The sequence below is a fragment of the Rhodococcus sp. ARC_M6 genome (assembly GCF_022810305.1).
In the GTDB taxonomy this organism is placed as follows: domain Bacteria; phylum Actinomycetota; class Actinomycetes; order Mycobacteriales; family Mycobacteriaceae; genus Rhodococcus_F.
The window spans coordinates 1-19936 of sequence record NZ_JALGQH010000041.1 but is presented as its reverse complement, the minus strand read 5'-3'; the positions used below and the strand labels follow the sequence as shown (position 1 = coordinate 19936).

Here is a 19936-nt window from a genome sequence, read left to right as displayed (position 1 = left end):
GGGGACCGCGTTCGGATCCCAGATGATCCCTGACGCCGACGTTCGCTCTTGCATAGCTTCACGCTACGAGTTCACGAACCGCCTTTCGTTACTACGTATTTCCGGAAGATATCTCCCGGAAATACGTAGCAACGAACCGATGTGGACTGTCTGTTCTGGACCACACCCGGTAGGGGAGTGTTTACCCGGTAAACGGTGCCGCAAGATCACGGAGCTGAACAGTGCATTCCCGTCGACATTCGGGCGTGACGTACGTCGGCAGATCCCGTGGCCGCCGAGTGCATTGCTTGCGACGGACGGCTGCGGCGTCGGCGTCGGCGCTGAGTAAGGCCGCCGACTCGGCCGGAAGCGACTCGGTGCGAATCCAGGGGATCGACGGGCAAAGACCGCGAAAGTGCTTCGCGGTCAAACGCTATCGAGGTTGTACTGGTCCTGCAGCGCCACCCAGAACTGCGCGCTGTTACCGAACGCTCTGGACAGTGGTTGCGCGAGATCCGGCATCGATGGCATGCGTGCCATCGATGATCTCCTCGATCCGACGTGGAGTGAGACCGATCTGATGCGCGAGGCGATCCGGTGAGACACCTGCGGGTTCGAGAAAGTTCGCGAGCAGGAATTTGCCAGGATGAATGGGGGAGAGAGGGTGCGCTGTCATCGCCGGGAGATGTTTCCCCGGGAGTGGTTGCGCCCCATGACGATCACCCGGAAGGTGCATTGTTGCGAGTAGTTGCGGGTTGCGTCGATCCTCGGGCTTCGGGCCGTAGTCCTCGAAGCGCTTCGCGAGTTCGTCGGTGTGGTCGAGGATCTCGCGGGTGGTGCGCGGCATCCGTATCACCTCACGAAACTGTGGTCGGGCGGTGCGGACGATCGACTCCGGTGAAGTCGGCGCAATATCTGCAGAGCAACCGCCGGGGGCCGTGGCTGTTACCGGCGGCCAGAGCGACTGTCAGGACAGAAAATCCCGAGGGCCAGTTCCTTGCTCGCAGCTCAAAATATCACCTATTCGTGCTGGGCACCTGCAGCACAGTCACTACCCGCGACGGTTGTCGATAGTTAGCCGTTTCCTTGGCCTGGTTTGCGGACGTTTCCCAAGACGTCCGATGCGTACGCTTGCCGGCATGTCTGCAGTTTCGCGCGCCACTCGTTCGGTGACGCACACTCACGAACATCTCGTATCGACGATTGCCGAGCTCGGCGAAGTGCCGGTGATCGAACTCGTCGACGGTGGCCGTGTCGTGGCGGTACTGATTGCTCCCGATCTGTTCGAGGCACTTCTTGACGCGGCCGATGACGCCGACGACTACCGGGCGTTGGCTGAGCATGCGGCTGATCCGGACCCGGATATGGTGCCGTTGGGATGAGGTGAAGCGTGATCTCGGCCTGATCGGGTGAGTGCACGTTCGCGCTCGGATTCCGCGCAAAGTCGAAAAAGTGATCGCGTACAACAGGCCAAGTAGCGTCGGATGTAGGGAGCGACCGCTGAAACCCCGACTACGAGTGACCTCTGCGGGGATACTGCCTGCCAAATCGATCCCGCATACGCGGGGCGTGAACCGCGGGTGCGGTTCGTGTGGCAGTAAATCGAGCTGATCCCCGCACAAGCAGGGTAGGTACAACGTCGACGTCCTAACCGCGGTCAGTCCCGGTTGATCCCCGCATACGCGGGGCGGACCGGACGGTTTTGAGGATGAACCCTTCGTCGATGGGTTGATCCCCGCATATGCATGGCGGACAGGGCCGTGACCACCTATCCCGTAATGCTCTTGGGTTGATCCCCGCATATGCAGGGCGGACGGCCACATCCAGCCGCGACGCTGGGAATCCGAGGGTTGATCCCCGCATATGCAGGGCGGACCGGATCATTTGCATCGAAAGGCGTTATTCAGTTGGGTTGATCCCCGCATATGCAGGGCGGACACTCTGTGACCTGCACATTTTAGCGCATGATGAGGGAATATGGATCGATGGGTCACAGTGAACGCCACCAACCCATTGAGTCGCAGCGACTCAATGGGGAAGAGGAACGGCGCGCCCTTGCGGTAGACGCCGAAAAAATGCGGCGTATCCGCGCCGATCAGAAAGCCTCGCGCGCCCAGAAACTTCAGAGACGATTGACAGCACCTCCTGATCCGAGCCACAGCACCCGCTTGCGGCAACTGCTTATTACGCACCGCGACGAAATTGCTGCGATCGCAGCCCGACACGAGGCCACCGACATCGCGCTGTTCGGCTCGGTGGCACGGGGCGAAGCAGACCAGGACAGTGACATCGATCTATCGGTCAACCTGCCGGGTTCATTCTTCGACCAGGCGATCGCGATGACCGATCTTGCAGATGCATTGACCGATCTTCTCGGTGCCAGAGTCGATGTACTTCCCCGCGACATGCCCGGCACCTATCCATCAGGTGGGGATGAGATGGTGCGCCGAATCCAACTCGACGAAATTCCGTTGACCGATCTCGCGACACACGGCGTCTACTCCTGACGTATCAACGGAAGGGTACGGCCATACTTTCGGCGGGATCGGCGACGGACGTGTCTCAAGGGTCGCCACTGTTTCGGTTGGACGCTTACTTTCGTTCCTGAAGCCGATCGTGACGTCCTGATCTCTGCCGTGGCCCGGCGCCGTCCTTCGCGATGATCTTCCACAACATCGTCACCGATCGCGTGCAGACCCCGTCGCGCAGTCGACATAACGAAATATGGTGCGCAGCACGGTGACTACACCGCCGGAGGCGCCAATCTCATCGTGGGACAGCGATGAACCCGGATATGCCGCCAGGGCCAGGGTCATGTCGGTGCTGACCTGCCGCAGCGCTCCTGGCCCGCCCACGAAAAACATCGGGTGGTTGCACTATGAGCATCACGCTGTGTTTATGACAGCTTGAGTCGAGACCACCGTGACGGCCAGACTCAGGTCCATCTGCGACTCGCCGGACCGGTAGTGACGGTTTGAGCTGAGCCCACCTCAGTGTTGTGGCATCTGGCTTTTTTCGGATGCCAGCAACGGCTGGAGGGCAGTGATGGAGACTCGTGTGGAGTTGTTCGCTCGTATTCGACGTGATGCCCGGGTCGAGGGATATTCGATCCGGCAGTTGGCCCGCCGCCACCAGGTCGGCCGGGCAACGGTGCGGATGGCGTTGGCGCAGGCGGCGCCGCCACCGAGAAAAGTTCCGGTGCGCTGTTCACCGAAACTCGATCCGTTCAAAGCCGCGATCGACGCCATGCTCACCGCCGATATCGAGGCACCACGAAAACAACGTCACACGGCCCGACGGATCCTCGCCAGGCTGGCCGACGAACATGGAGCGCAGCACCTTTCGTATTCAACGGTGCGTGACTACGTGCGGGTTCGGCGAGCACAGATCGACGTCGAAGCCGGACGCCGCATCGAAGTGTTCGTCCCGCAGGAACACGCACCCGGCGCCGAAGCGGAAGTCGATTTCGGTGAAGTGTGGGTGATATTGGCCGGGGTGAAAACCAAATGCCACATGTTCGCCTTCCGCCTCTCGCATTCGGGGAAAGCTGTGCACCGCGTGTATTCGACGCAAGGGCAGGAAGCGTTCCTCGAAGGCCATATCGCCGCGTTCGACGAGATCGGCGGTGTCCCGACCCGTCACATCCGCTACGACAACCTCAGCAGCGCGGTGCAGAAAGTGATCTACGGGCAATCTCGTGCTCGGGTGGAGAACCCGCGGTGGGTGTTGTTCCATTCGCATTTCGAGTTTGATCCGTTCTACTGCCAACCTGGTGTCTCCGGGGCGCACGAGAAGGGCGGTGTGGAGGGCGAGGTGGGCCGGTTCCGCCGAAATCGGTTGTCCCCGATGCCTGTTGTCGACTCGCTCGATGAGTTCAACGAGAAGATCCGCGGCTGGGACACCGCCGACAACGGCCGCCGCATCAATGACCGGATCCGCACTGTCGGGCAGGATTTCGCCGCCGAAGCGCCACTTCTGCGCCCAGTTCCAGTCGAGGGGTTCGATCCCGGATTGTCGCTGGAACCGCGGGTCGATCGGTCAGCGTTGATCACGGTGCGGATGGCGAAATACTCTGTCCCCGCACGTTTCATCGGCAGGAAAGTGCGAGTCTCGTTGCGGGCATCGGAACTGGTGGTCTTCGACGGACGAACGGTGATCGCCCGCCACGGGCGGGTCGTCGCCCGCGGCGGCCAGAGCCTCGATCTCGACCACTACCTAGAAGTACTGCGCACCAAACCCGGTGCCCTGCCCGGGGCGAGTGCGTTGGCCGCAGCCCGCAGGAACGGAACATTCACCGCAGCTAATGACGCGTTCTGGGCGGCGGCCCGCAAAACCGACGGTGACGCCGGCGGAACCCGCCAACTCATCGATGTCCTACTCCTGCACCGAACGATCGGCGCAGATGACGTGATCGCGGGCATCGAAGCAGCTCTGACCGTGGGCGCGGTCACCGCCGATGTCGTCGCAGTCGAAGCCCGCCGACACGCATCATCAGAGGTCGATGCGGGTGGGCCCGGTTCAAGCCGTCATCTCGTTGCTCGCCGCACCGGAAGTGAGCAACGCGTTGTCAGTTTGACCCAACGCCGTCTCGCCGATCCGGCAGCGGTCATCGCTGGTCTGCCGGCCGATTCTCGGCCCGCGCCGACGGTCGATCACTACGACCGACTCTTGCGCCTGCCCGAACGCCGCAATCCTGCCCAGTCCGCCGCCCGAGCCGAGTGAAAGAAGGTCCGAGAATGGTTCGTCCACCCGTCACGGTTTCCACCACGTTGCGCCGTCGAGGTTTGACCGAAGAAGCCGCCACCGCTGCGGTCGATCAAGCGTGCCGCCGGCTACGGCTGCCTACTATTCGTGCCGTCGTCGAGGACGCCGCCGCAGCAGCCCGCAAGGACCAGCTGTCGTACTACGGATTTCTTGCGGAGCTTCTGCTTTCCGAATGCGACGACCGCGACCGCAGGAGTGTGGTGCGGCGGATCAAGGGAGCGGGGTTTCCTCGCGAAAAGTGGTTGGCCGACTTCGATTTCGATGCCAACCCCAATATCAATCCCGCCACCATCGGCACCCTCGCCACCGGCGACTGGATCCGCAAAGGCCAACCGTTGTGTTTGATCGGGGACTCCGGGACCGGGAAATCGCATCTCCTCATCGGGCTCGGAGCCGCGGCCGCCGAAGCTGGCTACCGCGTCAAATACGTCCTCGCCACCAGGTTGGTGAACGAGCTCGTCGAAGCCGCGGATGAGAAACAACTCGCTAAAACCATCGCCCGTTACGGGAGAGTAGATCTCCTTTTGCTCGACGAACTCGGTTACATGGAACTCGACAAGCGAGGTGCTGAGCTGCTCTTTCAGGTGTTGACCGAACGGGAAGAAAAGAATTCCGTCGCCATCGCTTCCAACGAATCCTTCTCCGGATGGACCAAAACGTTCACCGACCCCCGGCTTTGCGCGGCGATCGTGGACCGGCTCACGTTCGGCGGCAACATCATCGAAACCGGCACCGACTCCTACCGACTTGCTCATACCCGAGCTCAGCAATCCGCCTGATCCATACGCAAGGTGGGTTCGGATCAAGCCGCCCTACTGGACCTGAATGGGATTGACATAGTCACGCTGCCTGGTGGGAGCGATAATCGTAATGGCCACACAGGGACGGGACAGGTCGAAGAGATCGGGGGATGGGCCCCCGACTCCGGACTGACTGTCGGCGGGCGGGCCCATCGGCATAGCTGCGGGATCATCGCGACTGCCATCGGATTTTTTCGGTGACGCCGACGGCCGGGGTGAGACTTGACCTCCACACAGTCAGCGGCGGATCCGCGGTGGGAGGGGAAACTAATCGGCAGAGACGTTGCATACCGGCCGCGACTTCGAAACCCGCCCACTGGCACCGGTGAGACCCGTTGGCCTGTGAGGACGTCCTTCTGCGGTGGAGCGCGACGTTTCCGGACCGGCGGACGATCATTTTCCTCGCGTTCGCACCCGAATTTCGTGTACCGATGGTGATGACTCCGCTCGGATGGGCAGGGATGGAACAGTTGAAGGTGCGCGTAATTCATGATGCGCGGGATTGTCGGTAGGACTTCGTCGGTATCTGAGTTTTTTTCAGTTGGACTTGAACGGGACCGTTAATCAGTCGGGGAGTGGGCCCGCACACGATGAACGGCGCTCCGGACGTTGGTGCCGAGAAAATCTCGTTCCGAATTCGGTAAAAAAGGGTTCCGGTGAAGAAGTTCGTTTCCCATTCCCATTGCCTGCTGAGCCTGGGCCGACAGACTGCCGACTGAAAACCACGTGACCACGTGACGAGTGCACGTTTTTTGGTGCAGCCGAATTTCGAGTGGAGGTGATGGTCACTCGCGGAGCGCTCGTCTTAGGCAGGTATTCCCGGCTGAGCCCGGGTTTTCGAAGCCGCTGTCGCCGATGAGGGAACGGCGCCTTCTTCTTGCCAAAAAGAAAACCCCGACGGCGCCATGGTTAGGACCAAGAGGGGCGCGATGCCGGGGAGTACGAGGTCGACACTATCAGTTGCCGGACGGCCGGGATCTTCAACCATGTCGGGCGCGTCAGAGCCCGACACGACGGCTCAGCACTACCCGAACGGAGTTATTTACCTTCCCCGAGAATCTATTGTGCGAAGAATTTTTCGTCGGCTTGTCGCATCGGGCACCACACTCTTTCGGAGATGGAAGAGGAATGGGAAGGTGGTTCGTTTTGCCGGCGCGGCGGAAGGCCGAGGACCAGTGCGCGCACTGTGAACGGTCCCCTTCCACTCTGCGGGCCGTAGCCGACATCAGTGCCGGACCGGCCGTCGGGACATTAATCCGGAAGGCCGGCTTCCGAGAGTCCGACGACTCGTAGTGACCGATGTGCAGCGTCGCCGTGCCGGTATACCCAAGCGAGGATGGCGCTCGCGTGCAGAACGAGGGAAAAATGGGCGGGGGAGGTTCCAACGGACGATTCGTGTGCGCGCACCCTCTGTCGGCGGCACATCGACATCACCGAATCATTGCGCGGTCAAGCGTTCCGAATGCGACTGTGCTCCCGTCACGCATCCGGTGAACCCGGCGAAAACACAAAGCCCGAAAAATCGAAAAGTAAAGACAAGGGACGCGATGTCGTGCGCAGTCCTGATTTTTGCTCGGCTGCCGAAAGCAATGGGGGAATGTGTGCGGCTATGACCGCCGCACACAAAAGTGAGCAGGAAGGGTGGATCTTTGTGGCGCGGGTGCTGCGTGCGGGGCCGAGGATTTTTGTGGGCGGCGATCGGGTCGACTTCGGACACGATCCGGTAGATGAAATATCGGGAGACGTGGGGTTCCCGAGTTCGGCGCCGTCGAATCCGGGGCATCTGGAATATTCTTCCAATAATTTAATGCATTCTAGATATTAATTAGTGGTGTGGTCGGGATGCTCGGCTTAGCAGGCATTGCAGAGGATGACGGCCCGGTACCGCGTAGTCCTGGGCTGCACGTCGACACCGGTCGCTGCGCAGTGCTCATAAGTGCGCTCGGATAATGATTCGGAAGTATTGACCAACGTTTGCAACTGCTGCCGACGGGCTTCGATGTCGGTGCTGAGGTCGATGCATCCGATCTGAAAAAGGACGCAGTCACCTCGTCGGCGTCACAGCCCCGAAATGTGGACTGCCGAGAATCGAATGGCAATTCGTGCGCGTGCAAGCGCACTTTTTTGGTGTCGGTCAGCTCGATCGGCTTGGCAATGTGGCTGATACTGATCGGATATATGCCCGTCATAACCCCGCCATAACCCGGTTGTTGCCACTGCCATGACCACTGCCATGACTACCGCCAAAGCACGAGTCCTGTGTGCAAGCTAGCGCATCGACTTAGAATCCAATGGAGTGCTCTGAACTGGCTAAACATTCAATATTTTCGGGATTTTAACCCCTCCAGGAGGGCACATCATCGCCATGGCCCTCGCCATGGCCCTCGCCATGGCCCTCGCCATGACGAGGGCCATATCACCGGCCAACCGGAGGGATCCGACCGAGGTCGAACAAAGAATCTGGGAGCGACATCGTGAGGATGCCGCATTACCGGTATGCGGGATGGACGACTGTGAGATGGCAAAAGCTACCAGCGCACCAGCATGCTGAAACGCACGTGCCCGAGTTTCATCGCCAGGGTCGGCAGCGCACGAGACGACCTTGCGGAGTGCATCGTGCCTCATCCCACTCGCTGCGGAGCTCGAAAATTTCCCGCACCGATCATCGCTGGCTTCCGGCGACGTCCGCCTACCCACCCGTCATGATTGTGTGCGAAATTTGTCTGTGAATTCTCAGGCGGTTGCTCCTGGTCTGTGGCGGAGTTGCGGACACCCGGTTAATCGTTGGCGATGCGTTGGTGCGATGCCGGGGATCTGGTGATCGCGACCGTGGAGCCGTCGAAGCAGGAACACACCATGTTTGCCGTGCGGTCGGGGATGCTGGTGGCGTTGATGCATCGAGTGAAGCTCCGTGCAAGTTCGTGGCCGATATTCTGCCGGATGGTTCTCCGCCGGTGAAGTATTTACCGCGCAGTGACGTACAAATATTCGAGGTGGAGGCGAGAACCTATTGCTTCTGGCGGCCACCCCCGACTTGCTTACCGCAGGTGCGATCTGCGGACGAGATCGGAGCGTTTTCGTCGCACCCTCGCCGACGTTGCGCCGGCACCTCCGCGGTATCCCACAGGAATGGGCGTCGAATGAGTTGCGTAGTCGCTACCACTGGCTGTTATGCATTGCAGACAGATCCCGCGCGTGCGCGCCGCTGGGATGAATACCGAGTGCAAGTGGGATCCCGTATCCGCAGACTGCGGATCGAGCAAGGGCTTGACGCAGGAGGTGCTCGCGCTCGAATCGGGAGTCACACGAAATGTGCTAATCCATGTCGAGCATGGTCGGCGGGGTTTGCTCTACGAGTGGTTGTTCGACATCGCCGAAGTACTCGGAGTTTCTGCTGGTTCATTGCTCGACGAACACGAACAGAACTGACGTACCCGGGTTTCCCTATGTCGTGGCAGGGAACTGTGCTCGTGTGAGGGCGCGAATTTCGTTCCTATCAACCAGGTAGGAGGACCGCTCGCAGCCCTGCCGTTTTCGTGATCGGCTACGGTTCGCCGGTGTCCTTGACCTCCCAGATCGAATCGGCCGACTCGCCGTTTATGCGCTTCGCACAACGTTCGATCCCCAATTCCAGCGCAGTCACCGCGGTCCATGACGGCGTTCACCGGGCAGCGGTGAAAACCAAGTCCAGCCACACCGGATCCAGACCGGACTGGGGTCTGATCGGCACGGCGATCGACTTCCGGCTGCGGCTCGCGTTCACCACCACAGATCTCGTCCCGCCGTCGGCGCGGCGCGGGTACGCCGACCTTTCGAGAAGTTATCCCGAATCATCCTCGCTGCTCGTCGATCTGGCCACGGCGACGGCCGTCGTTCTCGCAGATGCAGCTCCGTTCGCCGCCGATCGGATCGAACTTCCCGAATCGCTCGAGAACGACCTGATTCGACTGTGTGTCGTCGCAGGCCAACTCGATCAGCTCTACCGCAACTACCCGTTCGTCATCGACAAGACAGCACTGCTCGACGCCGGGAGCATCGTCACCTTCGATCAAGCCTGCGCCCAAGTCCCCTGGTTCGTCATCGACCAGATCCACGACCAGGTGAGCATCGCAAATATGAGCCTCGGTCCATTGCACGCCAACGCAACCCGAGCAGACGCCGGGATGAGTTTCGCTGGATCGGTGCTTATCGGTGGCGCCGACGCGGACCTTCTCGTTGACGGCCTGCTCCTCGATTTCAAATCCGCGCACGCTGCGACGACCATCAGCAAGTCCGACGTCTATCAGTTGGCGGGCTACACCCTGCTCGACTTCGACGACGAGCACCACATCGAACGAGTCGGGATCTACTGGACCAGACATGGCGTCATGCGTACGTTTACCCTTCCGACGTTTTTCGGATTGCTGGGAGCGACCGCGCCGCTCGCGGATCTACGCGCCGAATTACGCGCGGATCTCGATGCCGACTACCAGCGCCGCCGGAGCGCTTATCTCGCCCGCAAGGAAACTCGTGAACATTCGGCCGTGATCGACCAGTCACCTCAGTCGCATGACGGCACGAAACTCTCCCGCTCCATTGACTGGCTTCGAGGTGTCCTGCGACGCTGACCCGAGAACTTACTAACCCAAAAACCTGTTGGCATGCACAGGTTGTGGCCATGTCTCTGGTGGCACAGGTCGTCGGCCGGCAGCGGTGCGTTCACCGTGATCGGTCATGTGCCGACGAGAATGTGTGGTCGACTGCGGCCTGCGGGCGCGCGTCTCGATCGCCCAGGGTCGAGCACTCGCCTGATGCGCTACCGCATGGTTGTGCCGAGATCACTGCCGCCGGCGAATTTTTTTCGTCGTCATGAAGATCGGTGTCCGTCCACTCGGAATACGGGGAAACCCCGTTGCGTCAGCAGGCGGCTATATCGGCGGTGATGCCGACGCGGCTCTGGGCAAAAGTAGTCAGTCGATTTGTCTCGGCCACGAACACGTCTGCACGGAACCTTCAATCCTCTTCATGAGGATTCCGAGCCGGGGCTGATGACCATCGTGAAACCCCGCACCGTTGCACTCGAGAAACGCACCATCTCAGCCGCGATATGTGTCTGCAATCGGACACCGGCCCGTGTGTTCAACGGTGGGCCGCGACATACAACGCATCGGCGAAATCCCCGGACATCGATATCCACCTCAGCGCTCTTCCCGTCAAATCAATCAAGCACCTGACCGTCGTGGTCGACCACGGTCACCCCACGGACCCGGTTCAGGTGGTCGACGGTGCGGACTCGGTGAAACTCGCCGACGGTTTCTATCAAGGCACCGGAGCCGCAGTGATCGACCTGATGAATTTTCAGCCGAGCGCCTACGACACAGCCACGTCCACCGCGGACTATGCGGCGTCGGTGGCGGTTGTGCACGGCACGGACCTCTTGACTATGGGGATGAGTAAAAGTCAGGGCGCAGAGGTCGAGGACGATATCGAACGTTGCGGCATCGACCTTCTCCCGGAGATGCTCGGCGCTTTGGTCGAGGCCGTCGAAACTTTCGATATCACTGCCCGACTTCTCACCGAAAAGGTGGCGATAGACGACAATCATCAGCCGTGACTTGATCCGCAACGGAAAAGTGGTGTCCACCGAGTCGACCTACCAGGTTCCGCTGTCCGTCGGCGAGCATTTGCCGCTACATCCATCGTGCGAAATGCATTGGCGCACATGCGATACGGCTTGCAAATCTTCAGTGGGAGGGCAGAAAAATTCACCGACTTTCGTCATAGCGTGTCGCACAGATCGACGTGATGATCGCCGACGGCTTGCCCCGAGCATCTTCACGACGTGTTCTGTACCGCCAGAGCACGTGCACTCCGCGAGGTGACCTCATGTGCCGTAGATTCGTGCGTGGTCCGGAGCGGATCCGTCCAGCATGCCGGCTGTTTTGATGAGATCGTGCTCAAAGGCCCGGAGTGAGGGCGGACTCGCGTGAGTGACCCATCCATGTCGAACACGGTCGGCGAGGGTTGCTCTACGAGCGATTGTTCGACATCGACCAAGTGCTCGGAAGTCTCCGCTGGCTCGCTGCTCGGCAACCGCGAACAGAACTGACGTAAACTCAGTTTCCCTGTGTTTTGCACTGTTGACTAGTTCGTGCAACGGTGCTCAACTGAGTGCCCAATCCCCGGCGCCTTCACGCGTTTGTCCACGAACATCATGGCGAGGACCAGGTGGGGGTGCACCGCCCGGGGACTAACTGTCATCCGAGGCAGTCGTGTGGCCAGGATGTGCGTCTTCGCATGCATCGCACAGGGTTTCAACGATGTAGCGACCGGTTCGCAGCTGCACGTCAGAGCTGGTCGCTCCGCATTCCTCACAGGTAGCTTCGGATTCCGATTCGGCGGCATCGACCAAGGTCCGCATCTGCTGACACAGTTCCTTGTTGTCGATGTGCGGATTGTAGTAGTACCGCAGGACCCCGAATTTCTCTTTGACTTGGCAGACGTCGTAGTCCGGGTCGATCTCGGCCAACGCCGCGTCGAGGCCGACGACCAGGGGATACCAACCTTTACGGTGGCCGATCCACCGTCCCCACCCGTCAGGGATCCGCAGCAAGATCTCTTTCAGCGCTTCGGTATGTTCACCTGCATCTGTGGGTAGGTGCAGCGAGTTCCTGGCGCGATCGCCATCGAGGTCGATCTGACTCATCCGGATGACAGAGACCGCGACACCCTCGATGTCTCGGCGCCGAGCGGCCGATGATGCAGAATCGCCGATTGCCTGCATCGCCTGCAGGCGAGCTTGTTCGAGGTCGGTCAACTCCGGTGGGGTGTGACGGTTCTGCGACATTCACTCAAGCCTTCTCGGTAGATATGCAGAGCAGGGGCGACCTGGTCGGCAACCGAATTCTTGTCGGTCATTGCCGCAGCACAGTGTTTTTCGTTTTTCGAAAGCGACGAAGACCGATGGCACCAGTATGCCGTGTACGTACTCATTGCCGGTAAGGGTTGCGAGTATGTTCCGGTCGGCGATGGCGACATCCCTTGGCGATCGCGACTCTGCGTCTATTTCGTTGTGGGCATCAGATTTTCGTCTATCGGGCGGCTCCTACTCTCTCCCTGATGCTCCACCTTGGCGACAGCATCTTCTGTCGGCCTGATCGGTCGACCGGATCCGATGTCACCGCTCTCGACGTGCTTTCCGCTGATGCGATCTGCGGCCGAGGGTTGGCATGGATCCCGCCGGTCGAGGAAACGGACTATGGTGCATGTACTTGATGTGAGGAAACGCGAAGTACGTTCGTGCGGAGTATATTTTGTGGCGAAGTGAGACTGAGTCGATCTTGACCGCGTGTGGACTGATGTTGCGAGGGGCCGGGTAGCAGCGTTTTCGTGGTATCTACCTGCCGGAGAGTTTTGAGCTCTCGCGCGGGTTCCCGTTCTACCTTCGGCCGGATCTGGATCAGGTACCTCCTCGGCAGGATCACTGAAGAATGGACCATCGCACTCGACGGCACGACCCTGTGGGTAGGTCTGAATCCGACGACTTATCCGGTCAGTCGAACGTGGGTCGGCGACCACCAGTACCTGCCGGGAGAGAGATTTCCGCGTCTGGAACGGCGGAGCGCGACCGGGGGGTGTCCCTATGGTTTTCGTCAAGCAGCGGCTGCTGCGGGTGATCGGTAGGGCTCGTGGTTCTTGAGCATGGCGTAGAGAACATCGCAGCGACGTCTGGTCAGGCAGATGAGGGCAGCATTGTGCTTCTTGCCTTCGGCTCGTTTTCTGTCGTAGTACGCGCGACTGGTGGGGTCGTGCAAGGCGGCGAACGCCGAGAGGAACAGTGCGCGTTTGAGTTTGCGATTACCTGTCCGGGCGGGGTGTTCCCCACGGATCGAAGTTCCGGATCGATGGGTCACGGGTGCGATGCCGGCGTAGGCGGCCAGGTGCCCGGCCGAGGCGAACGCTGATCCGTCACCGACCTCGAGTAGGATTCGTGCGCCGGTCCTGACCCCGATGCCCGGCATGGAAGTCAGGACCTGGGAAAGAGGGTGGTCATCGAGCATCCTCTCCACATCATCGCCGATTGACTTACGCTGCTGGAGAGTCTCTTTCAATGAATCGGCCAACTTGGGTAGCACAATCTCCGCTGCTGCGGTTCCCGGAACGACGACGGTCTGTGCCTCGAGCGCTGTACGGATGTCGGCGGCCAACCGGGAACCCATGCGCGGTGCGTGTTTGGTGGCAATCGCGGTGAGTTTGCGGGTACCTGCGGTGCGCATTCCGGTCGGACCACCGCAGCGAGACAAGATTTCCAGGACTGCCAGGTGGGCAATCCGAGGGCCCAGGACTCGTTCCAGGGCAGGGTGAATGCTGGTCAGCAGGCCACGGATTCGGTTGCTGATACGGGTGGCTTCGCCGGCGAGATCGTCATCGAAACCTACGAGTACGCCGAGCTCTGTGAGCGTGTCATCACCGGTATCGACTCGTCGCAAGGTGTGTGGCATGGTCCGGGCGGTATCGGCGATGATGAACGCATCGCGGGCGTCGGTCTTGGCTTGCCCGGGGTACAGGTCAGCGATTCGCCGCATCGACAGACCCGGCAAATACGCCACCGGGTGCCCGCATGCGCGGGCTACGGTGACCGGCAGCGCGCCAATTGTGTTGGGTTGATCGACCACGATCAACACCCGCCCGTGCGCTGCGAGCTGGTCGAAGACCGCCCGTAATCGGTTCTCGTTATTGGGCAGAGCCTTGTCGTACAGGCGAGTTCCAGCCGCATCGATTCCGACGGCGTGGTGTTCGGATTTGCCCACGTCAATGCCGCAAAATACGGCGTAACTCGTATCCATAAAGCAGTCCTTCGTCCGGTTTAATCCGGTCGCCGATCTGACGTCAACACCCGACACCCACGTTATGAGGAGACCTGCTCACGATCAGCGGCCCTGTCCCTATCAGCGGTCCATCGACGCCACCACACCTGGCGACACCACCCCCCGGATCATTGATGACAGGGGCAAGAAGTCATACCAGGTCTGGCGACCGTGGTCCTCGGTTTCAAGGACCACCTAAAAGATAACGGGGGGTATTGCCGGCGCCCAGGCATGATCAGGCGGAGGATCTGTGGATCGAACACCCCGAAGGCATTCTCGAGATCGGTGCACCGTGCTGCGCGGGCATTCATCGACTTGACCTGGTTGACTTGACCAGGTTGACCAACGAAGATTTCGGTTATGAGCACACCGCTGAAGAAGGTCGTCGACGACCAAGTAGAGGCCAGCGCAATGGCAGCGGAACTGCTCAACGCCGATGACGCCGAGTACGTCGCCGCCGGGGTGAGAAAAGTGCTGTCGAGCCTGCGCGCGCGCCGCGTCTGGGAAAATCATGTCGGCCCGATTTTCACCCACAAGCAGGCGCTCGAGGCGACAGGCTGGTCGAAGCAGTACCTCAGCCAGGCAGTCAAGGAGAATCGAGTGTTGCGTCTGCGTGCGGCGGACGGAACGACGTCAGGGTATTGGTCGGGTGGATTGACCGATACGGTTCCGCATCGCCCGATCGCGGGGATCAAAGAAGTGCTCACCGCCTGGATTTCTGCCGCGGCGGACCCGTGGACTGTTGCGTCGTGGATGTCGACGGAGCAGATGGAGTTGGGTGGACGAACACCGCGCGCGGCTCTCGTTGCCGGCGAGGTGCCGGATGTCGCGGCGTTGGCGCGGCGGATGGCGGAACGGCTCTCGGCGTGAGTGCTCCACGTACTGCACAGCATCTGAGCTCTGCGGGTGGCAGTGCGGTGGCTTGTGGGCGGGATATCCGATTTCGATGTAAGCCTTCCCCATTCGTTCCCGTCCTGTCAGGCTCGACGAACGGAGCCTGATGAAGAAAAGCCGCATCGCACGAGCTGTCTGAAGTGGCGGGGAAGTACTGCGTCTCCGTGGCTGCGCGACCGACATCCTCTCCGGAAGTGAGGGGAGATGCACGACACCTGGAATATCTGAACTAGTTCTGATGTAATGGTGTGTATGAGTAAGACAGCTGCTACCACCACGTTCTCGGAGTTCTTGCGGGCCCCGAATGACGTCCTCGGCGTCCTCGCCGATGCCGGCGAGGTCGTACTGACGCGCCGCAGTGCACCGTCGCTGCGCTTGACACAGGAATCGACGAGTCGTGAGGAATTGACCACGCTCGGAGTGGTGGGGCAGTTGTTCGCGGCCTCACTCGACGAGAGCGCGCTCGATCGCGTCGCCACCAGATTATCGGTGACATTGCCGTGGATCGCACTGCTTCCCAAGGCGGTTCATGCGGAGTTCGTGGCCGAGTTTCAGGACACCGCACGTGCATGCATTTCGGTGGGCCGATTCGAGCGGCTGTCCATCCTTCTGCACGCGTGGGAGGCGACGGCGGAGGCATATGCCGATCCCCGGCTGATGGCTGACGGGTCGAATCTGGAGTACCTCGAGACGCCTGAACTGGTTGCTGCGCCCGAACGTTCCGAGGCGTGAGCAAACGCGGGTCGGAGGTTCCTCGGCCGATCAAGCGGGCCGAATGGCTGATCGTGTTCGCGAGCAGGGAAGCGCAAAAGGGATGGTCGGATCTGCTCGCCGATGCTCGCAATGCGACTGCGGATGCGTGGGACAGCCTCACTCACGATCCGACGGTCGAATCTGCGCGGCTGTACCAGCTCAAGGGTGATTTCGCGTATGGCACGTATGAAGGCCGAAGTTATGCCCGCTACCAGCACAAGGTGACCGATGGCGGGCGTATCTGGTTCTTCGTCGAACCGGCACCGAAGGGCGCGAAGTCGAAGAACGCGGGACGGGTGCTGATGGAGCGTTGTGTAACTGGGCATCCGAAGGAAACCGAGTAGAGCTCTTTGACGAGAAAGCAGGGCCGCATTCATTTTCGAAGAGCCTCTGGTTCTGGCATTTTCCACCAGTGAGAAACGGATCCGGGCGGGCGATCAGACCACCAGGTGATTCGGACTCGCACAGCCGGCGGGATCCGCTACGACGAACAGGGTGCGGGCATCGACGAGAACGAGGATTCTGTTGGCGGCCACGCCAAAGACCACGAAACCCGTCCCCTTGCGCAACCGCGCGGTGAACGCTCGCCGCATTAAATCCCGCCTGGATATGTGAATAGCGTTGCCAGGAAAGAATTTTCGTCACGAAACGTCGACCTTCGTAGGTCTCGCGGTCATCGGTGCTGAGAGCAATTCAGGCGGGTCGTGCGTCGGGCATCGAGATGGCGTCTGTGGCTGTGATGCCGTGATTGCTGCAGGCATTGGCAATGATCACCCGTCGCATCGGTAGTCAGGTAGCTGTCATCGCATCGACGTAACACAAATGTTGAGTAGTTTTGGGGTATGGCCGGTCCGAAGAAGAAATCCGCCGCTACGAAGCGGGTTCATTCGTCGGCGTCATCCGGGCGCACCGGTTTGGCGGGCGGCCGGTCAGGCTCTGCGGGTGTGGTCGCGGATGATTCGTTGTCGGCGCTGCGGGTGCGGTACCTGTTGGCGGAGTTCGGCGACACTCATTTGGCGTCGATCGTGGGTGTGCACCGTTTGCAACTCTTGCGCTGGGCGGCGGGGGAGCAGCGGCCGGGGCCGGGTGCGGCGCCGCTGCTGATCGACCTCGAGCATGTCCTGGCCCGCGCCCGTCTGGTGTGGGGCGGGGCAGCTGCTCGGACGTGGTTGGAGAGCGCGAACGTCTATTTGGGCGGGGCTCGCCCAATCGACGTGATCCGAGTCTCCGGTCCGGCACTGGTCCTCGAAGCGTTGAACGGCGAGATGTGGGGCGGGGCAGCCTGAGTCGCTGGTCCCCGCATCTATTTGCCGCTACCCCTGGTCATCCCAGGCGCCCGTTGTACGGGCATCGCCAGCCCGGACTAGCACCTCTGGTGCGTCTGCCAGCTCGCCTGAGGCGGCGGTATTGGGAGACGGTTCGGAAACCTCTACCGCTTCTAGAAGGACCGTGAGCGGGCCGCGAAGCGCAGGGCAATGCTGAAGAAAAAGGGTCATTCCCCGATCAAATTCCTGAGCTGGATCAAATCCTCCGCGGCGAAGCATTTTTTCAGTGCCGCGACCACACTCTCCGGCTCCGCACCCTGGAGTGCCTGAACGATCTCATCGATCGCCCTTGCTTTTGCCCTCGCTAGAGTCCTCGCCCTCGCCAGAGCCTGCGAACTGGCCTGTGCCTTGCCCAAGGCGCGAGCTTCGCGGATGCCTATCTCCCCCGCCCGCAGTCCCGCCTGCAATTCGGGTGCCAGTCGCAGCAACGCACGACGCTGAGATACCCAGGCCTGGCTAGTGCCCAAAAGGCGTGCGGCGTTCGCCGCCGAGGGTAACGCGCCGACCAGCGCCTCGACTGCCGTAGCCTGCTCGATCACATCGGCATAAGGTCCGTACTTTGCCTTGCGACAGCTATCAATCAGTACATGAATCGGGTCACTCGCAGTTTCTTTTAGCGTGTGCTGCATTGATATTCCTTAAAATTTGTTGCATCATGCGGATAGGACGATCCATAGGAAATTAATTCAATCTTTATATCACGCAAACAGGCGCCATCTCATTTGCACCGTATGCAGATATTATGGTTCCTGAACCAGGAATTGATAGTACCCATAAGTTGGAAGGTTCTCCAAATTTGACTATCTAGGGCATTAGAATAGCACGACGGAATGAGGTGGCCAAGTTGCGTCAGCCTCGGTCGGCTCCAGTGTGGGCGGCCGACTGGAATAGATGTATATTCAGCGGCGGTGAATTAAAACCCGAAAAAGCGTGTCAATTAGATCGGAAAATCTATTCTTGAAAGAATTGAATCACTAAAGAATAGTCCAAGAAAAGACTACCGCGAATGTGTCGTGCAACGGGTTTCGAAAAGGTGACATCACTGGACCGCGGGCAGTGATCCACACCGCGAGGCAATCATCGAAAAATTGGTATTCGTGCCCATTGATCATCGGACTGTTAGAAGCGATGGCAGTGACATTGACATACCTACGGCGGAATCACGTGCAACACGAATGGTCCGGACATCACGGGGTGTCCCAGGACGCGATCTCGCGGGTGATCAACGCACCGACCCTGGTGATCGCAGGGTCACCGACCGTTGGGTGTCGACTGCGCAAGACCTCTCGACCACCGGGTGAATCGTCGACGGAACACTGCTTCCGTGCTGCTCCTGCTCGAATGCACCCGAGTTGCGCTCCGGTAAGCACAATGCGACTGGCGTACATGTGCAGGTAGCGTGAGACCGGTCCGGTCGGTTGGTCTGGATCTCCGACAGTGCTTCATTGGACTTGTCCGGCGTGCTCGAGACCCTGGACCCGCAGAACTGGCTCTGCGGCAAAGGCCATATCGGAAGCACCTGATCACCCCATCAAGAAACCATCCCACTAGGACCTGATTGACGAGCAGGAAAACTTCAACAGATCAGTGCATGAAATGTGATGGAAACAGGACAGGTTATCGCATATCTGAAAACGCATAGAATCCTTCATGGTGACTATCGTAGAACCCTCGAAGAATTCGAGAAAACGATACCGGCTGTGATCGGTTTGCACTTCTACCGAATGGCCGCCGAATAATCATCATCGAGCCCGAGCCTTCCGGCGTATTCTGGTTCGAATCTTCCCACCTTCAGTTCGACGACGAAACCTCGCTTGCCCCAGTTGGCCGAACAACAGGTCGATGTAGAAGTCCTGTTCACCGACCTCGAAGTGGTACTGGCGTCCGAAAAAGGCGAACCCGTGGCCAAGCTCGCGGATAGTCGGACGCTGTCAGATCCTGAGCATCTGATTCTCGCCATGGGTACGAGCAACAGAGATCCGGAACGAGATGAGATCCCTACCCTGCGGGTGGCGCTCAGCGAAATGGCGGCGATCGAGAACAATCTATCGCTGCCCAGTATGGATTTCGAAGAATTTGCATCCTCTGCCGATGAGGACAGCATCTTTCGGAGGTTCTGAGCCCAAGGCGGCGGTGTCCGACCCCGAGCCTCGTGGCAGTCGGGGCCCGTTCGTAGCAGCATTTTGCTGCCCTTACATTGCCCGTCACGCAGCCGCTGAAGTTCCGCTGGGGCGTTCGATAGAGGGTGCCGTCTCGGAGCATGGCGTGGTCAGAAACGGGTGTACCGACTGTGAAAAATGGCAACGGGGTAGCGCCGATCGGCACTCGACCACGACATGGTTTCCGGTTGATCAGAGGTCCCACAGTTCGAGGAGCGCGGTGCGGAGGGTGGGGGAGCGGACGTACTACTCGGTGGTGGTCAGGGCTCGGTCTCGACTGTGATCGATGCAGGCTCGCCGTTGATGCGTTCGATGGTCGCGCGTTGCGTGTCGGTCAGCATGCCCGGGTTGGTTCCGCCTACCGTCAACGCCCACCACACTGTCTCGTTCATGCCGCAGTGCCCACAGGTTCGGGG

General features: G+C 60.2%; 15 protein-coding genes, 3 pseudogenes and 1 CRISPR repeat array. Of the genes and pseudogenes, 13 read left to right on the top strand and 5 right to left on the bottom strand.

Annotated features, from left to right (window positions below; translation table 11 throughout):
* Positions 1 to 460 precede the first annotated feature (460 nt).
* On the bottom strand, positions 461 to 826 hold the full coding sequence (locus tag MTX36_RS27035; RefSeq protein WP_243622749.1) for a hypothetical protein: 366 nt from the start codon (positions 824 to 826) through the stop codon (positions 461 to 463).
* A 292-nt stretch (positions 827 to 1118) separates the two neighbouring features.
* Here MTX36_RS27035 and MTX36_RS27030 point away from each other — a divergent pair, with 292 nt between their 5' ends.
* The 8 genes and pseudogenes from MTX36_RS27030 to MTX36_RS30345 all read left to right on the top strand — a co-directional run.
* On the top strand, positions 1119 to 1361 hold the full coding sequence (locus MTX36_RS27030) for a hypothetical protein (RefSeq protein ID WP_243622748.1): 243 nt from the start codon (positions 1119 to 1121) through the stop codon (positions 1359 to 1361).
* Positions 1362 to 1643: 282 nt separating this feature from the next.
* A CRISPR array of direct repeats spans positions 1644 to 1917; the repeat unit is 29 nt; unit sequence GGGTTGATCCCCGCATATGCAGGGCGGAC.
* A 26-nt stretch (positions 1918 to 1943) separates the two neighbouring features.
* A complete protein-coding gene (locus MTX36_RS27025; RefSeq protein ID WP_243622747.1) occupies positions 1944 to 2486 on the top strand; it encodes a nucleotidyltransferase family protein in 543 nt (180 codons plus the stop codon).
* Between the two features lie 538 nt (positions 2487 to 3024).
* On the top strand, positions 3025 to 4701 hold the full coding sequence (istA, locus tag MTX36_RS27020) for an IS21 family transposase (RefSeq protein ID WP_243622746.1): 1677 nt from the start codon (positions 3025 to 3027) through the stop codon (positions 4699 to 4701).
* A gap of 14 nt (positions 4702 to 4715) precedes the next feature.
* Positions 4716 to 5522, top strand: coding sequence for an IS21-like element helper ATPase IstB (gene istB / locus MTX36_RS27015; RefSeq protein WP_243622745.1), 807 nt, complete (start codon positions 4716 to 4718; stop codon positions 5520 to 5522).
* A 3161-nt stretch (positions 5523 to 8683) separates the two neighbouring features.
* A pseudogene (locus MTX36_RS27010) lies at positions 8684 to 8972 on the top strand (helix-turn-helix domain-containing protein).
* A gap of 128 nt (positions 8973 to 9100) precedes the next feature.
* Positions 9101 to 10150, top strand: a complete 1050-nt coding sequence (locus tag MTX36_RS27005; RefSeq protein WP_243622743.1) for a hypothetical protein — start codon at positions 9101 to 9103, stop codon at positions 10148 to 10150.
* Positions 10151 to 10629: 479 nt separating this feature from the next.
* Positions 10630 to 11136 carry a hypothetical protein gene (locus MTX36_RS27000; protein ID WP_243622742.1) on the top strand — a complete coding sequence of 169 codons (507 nt, stop codon included), beginning with the start codon at positions 10630 to 10632 and terminating at the stop codon, positions 11134 to 11136.
* A 383-nt stretch (positions 11137 to 11519) separates the two neighbouring features.
* Positions 11520 to 11631: pseudogene (locus MTX36_RS30345) on the top strand (transcriptional regulator); the annotation flags it as partial.
* Between the two features lie 141 nt (positions 11632 to 11772).
* On the opposite strand, the gene MTX36_RS26995 reads toward MTX36_RS30345, so the two are convergent.
* Positions 11773 to 12369, bottom strand: coding sequence for a hypothetical protein (locus MTX36_RS26995; RefSeq protein WP_243622741.1), 597 nt, complete (start codon positions 12367 to 12369; stop codon positions 11773 to 11775).
* Between the two features lie 805 nt (positions 12370 to 13174).
* Positions 13175 to 14368 (bottom strand): IS110 family transposase, encoded by a 1194-nt coding sequence (locus MTX36_RS26990; protein ID WP_243622740.1) that lies wholly within the window; start codon positions 14366 to 14368, stop codon positions 13175 to 13177.
* Between the two features lie 381 nt (positions 14369 to 14749).
* On the opposite strand from MTX36_RS26990, the gene MTX36_RS26985 reads away from it, so the two are divergent.
* The 4 genes from MTX36_RS26985 (at position 14750) to MTX36_RS26970 (ending at position 17322) form a co-directional block, all read left to right on the top strand.
* Positions 14750 to 15259 (top strand): hypothetical protein, encoded by a 510-nt coding sequence (locus MTX36_RS26985; protein WP_243622739.1) that lies wholly within the window; start codon positions 14750 to 14752, stop codon positions 15257 to 15259.
* Positions 15260 to 15535: 276 nt separating this feature from the next.
* Complete coding sequence (locus tag MTX36_RS26980; protein ID WP_243622738.1) at positions 15536 to 16015, top strand: hypothetical protein; 480 nt, start codon at positions 15536 to 15538, stop codon at positions 16013 to 16015.
* Positions 16012 to 16380 (top strand): hypothetical protein, encoded by a 369-nt coding sequence (locus MTX36_RS26975; RefSeq protein WP_243622737.1) that lies wholly within the window; start codon positions 16012 to 16014, stop codon positions 16378 to 16380. Before MTX36_RS26980 ends, MTX36_RS26975 begins: the two co-directional genes overlap by 4 nt.
* A gap of 498 nt (positions 16381 to 16878) precedes the next feature.
* Positions 16879 to 17322, top strand: a complete 444-nt coding sequence (locus MTX36_RS26970; protein ID WP_243622736.1) for an antitoxin Xre/MbcA/ParS toxin-binding domain-containing protein — start codon at positions 16879 to 16881, stop codon at positions 17320 to 17322.
* A gap of 206 nt (positions 17323 to 17528) precedes the next feature.
* On the opposite strand, the gene MTX36_RS26965 is transcribed toward MTX36_RS26970, so the two are convergent.
* The gene (locus MTX36_RS26965) at positions 17529 to 17990 is read right to left on the bottom strand and encodes a hypothetical protein (protein WP_243622735.1); all 462 of its coding nucleotides are present in this window, start codon (positions 17988 to 17990) and stop codon (positions 17529 to 17531) included.
* Between the two features lie 1121 nt (positions 17991 to 19111).
* Positions 19112 to 19274: pseudogene (locus MTX36_RS26960) on the bottom strand (PDDEXK nuclease domain-containing protein); the annotation flags it as partial.
* Between MTX36_RS26960 and MTX36_RS30635 the strand changes: the two are divergent.
* Entirely contained in the window at positions 19233 to 19481 is a 249-nt protein-coding gene (locus MTX36_RS30635; protein WP_374230553.1) for a hypothetical protein, read from the top strand. The pseudogene MTX36_RS26960 and the gene MTX36_RS30635 overlap by 42 nt on opposite strands.
* Positions 19482 to 19936: the final 455 nt, after the last annotated feature.

Excerpts from the sequence above, each read along its gene's own strand:
- MTX36_RS27035 (WP_243622749.1), bottom strand. The coding sequence starts at position 826 with ATGCCGCGCACCACCCGCGAGATCCTCGACCACACCGACGAACTCGCG.
- MTX36_RS27030 (WP_243622748.1), top strand. The coding sequence starts at position 1,119 with ATGTCTGCAGTTTCGCGCGCCACTCGTTCGGTGACGCACACTCACGAA.
- MTX36_RS27025 (WP_243622747.1), top strand. The coding sequence starts at position 1,944 with ATGATGAGGGAATATGGATCGATGGGTCACAGTGAACGCCACCAACCC.
- istA (WP_243622746.1), top strand. The coding sequence starts at position 3,025 with ATGGAGACTCGTGTGGAGTTGTTCGCTCGTATTCGACGTGATGCCCGG.
- istB (WP_243622745.1), top strand. The coding sequence starts at position 4,716 with ATGGTTCGTCCACCCGTCACGGTTTCCACCACGTTGCGCCGTCGAGGT.
- MTX36_RS27000 (WP_243622742.1), top strand. The coding sequence starts at position 10,630 with ATGTGTCTGCAATCGGACACCGGCCCGTGTGTTCAACGGTGGGCCGCG.
- MTX36_RS26995 (WP_243622741.1), bottom strand. The coding sequence starts at position 12,369 with ATGTCGCAGAACCGTCACACCCCACCGGAGTTGACCGACCTCGAACAA.
- MTX36_RS26990 (WP_243622740.1), bottom strand. The coding sequence starts at position 14,368 with ATGGATACGAGTTACGCCGTATTTTGCGGCATTGACGTGGGCAAATCC.
- MTX36_RS26985 (WP_243622739.1), top strand. The coding sequence starts at position 14,750 with ATGAGCACACCGCTGAAGAAGGTCGTCGACGACCAAGTAGAGGCCAGC.
- MTX36_RS26980 (WP_243622738.1), top strand. The coding sequence starts at position 15,536 with ATGAGTAAGACAGCTGCTACCACCACGTTCTCGGAGTTCTTGCGGGCC.
- MTX36_RS26970 (WP_243622736.1), top strand. The coding sequence starts at position 16,879 with ATGGCCGGTCCGAAGAAGAAATCCGCCGCTACGAAGCGGGTTCATTCG.
- MTX36_RS26965 (WP_243622735.1), bottom strand. The coding sequence starts at position 17,990 with ATGCAGCACACGCTAAAAGAAACTGCGAGTGACCCGATTCATGTACTG.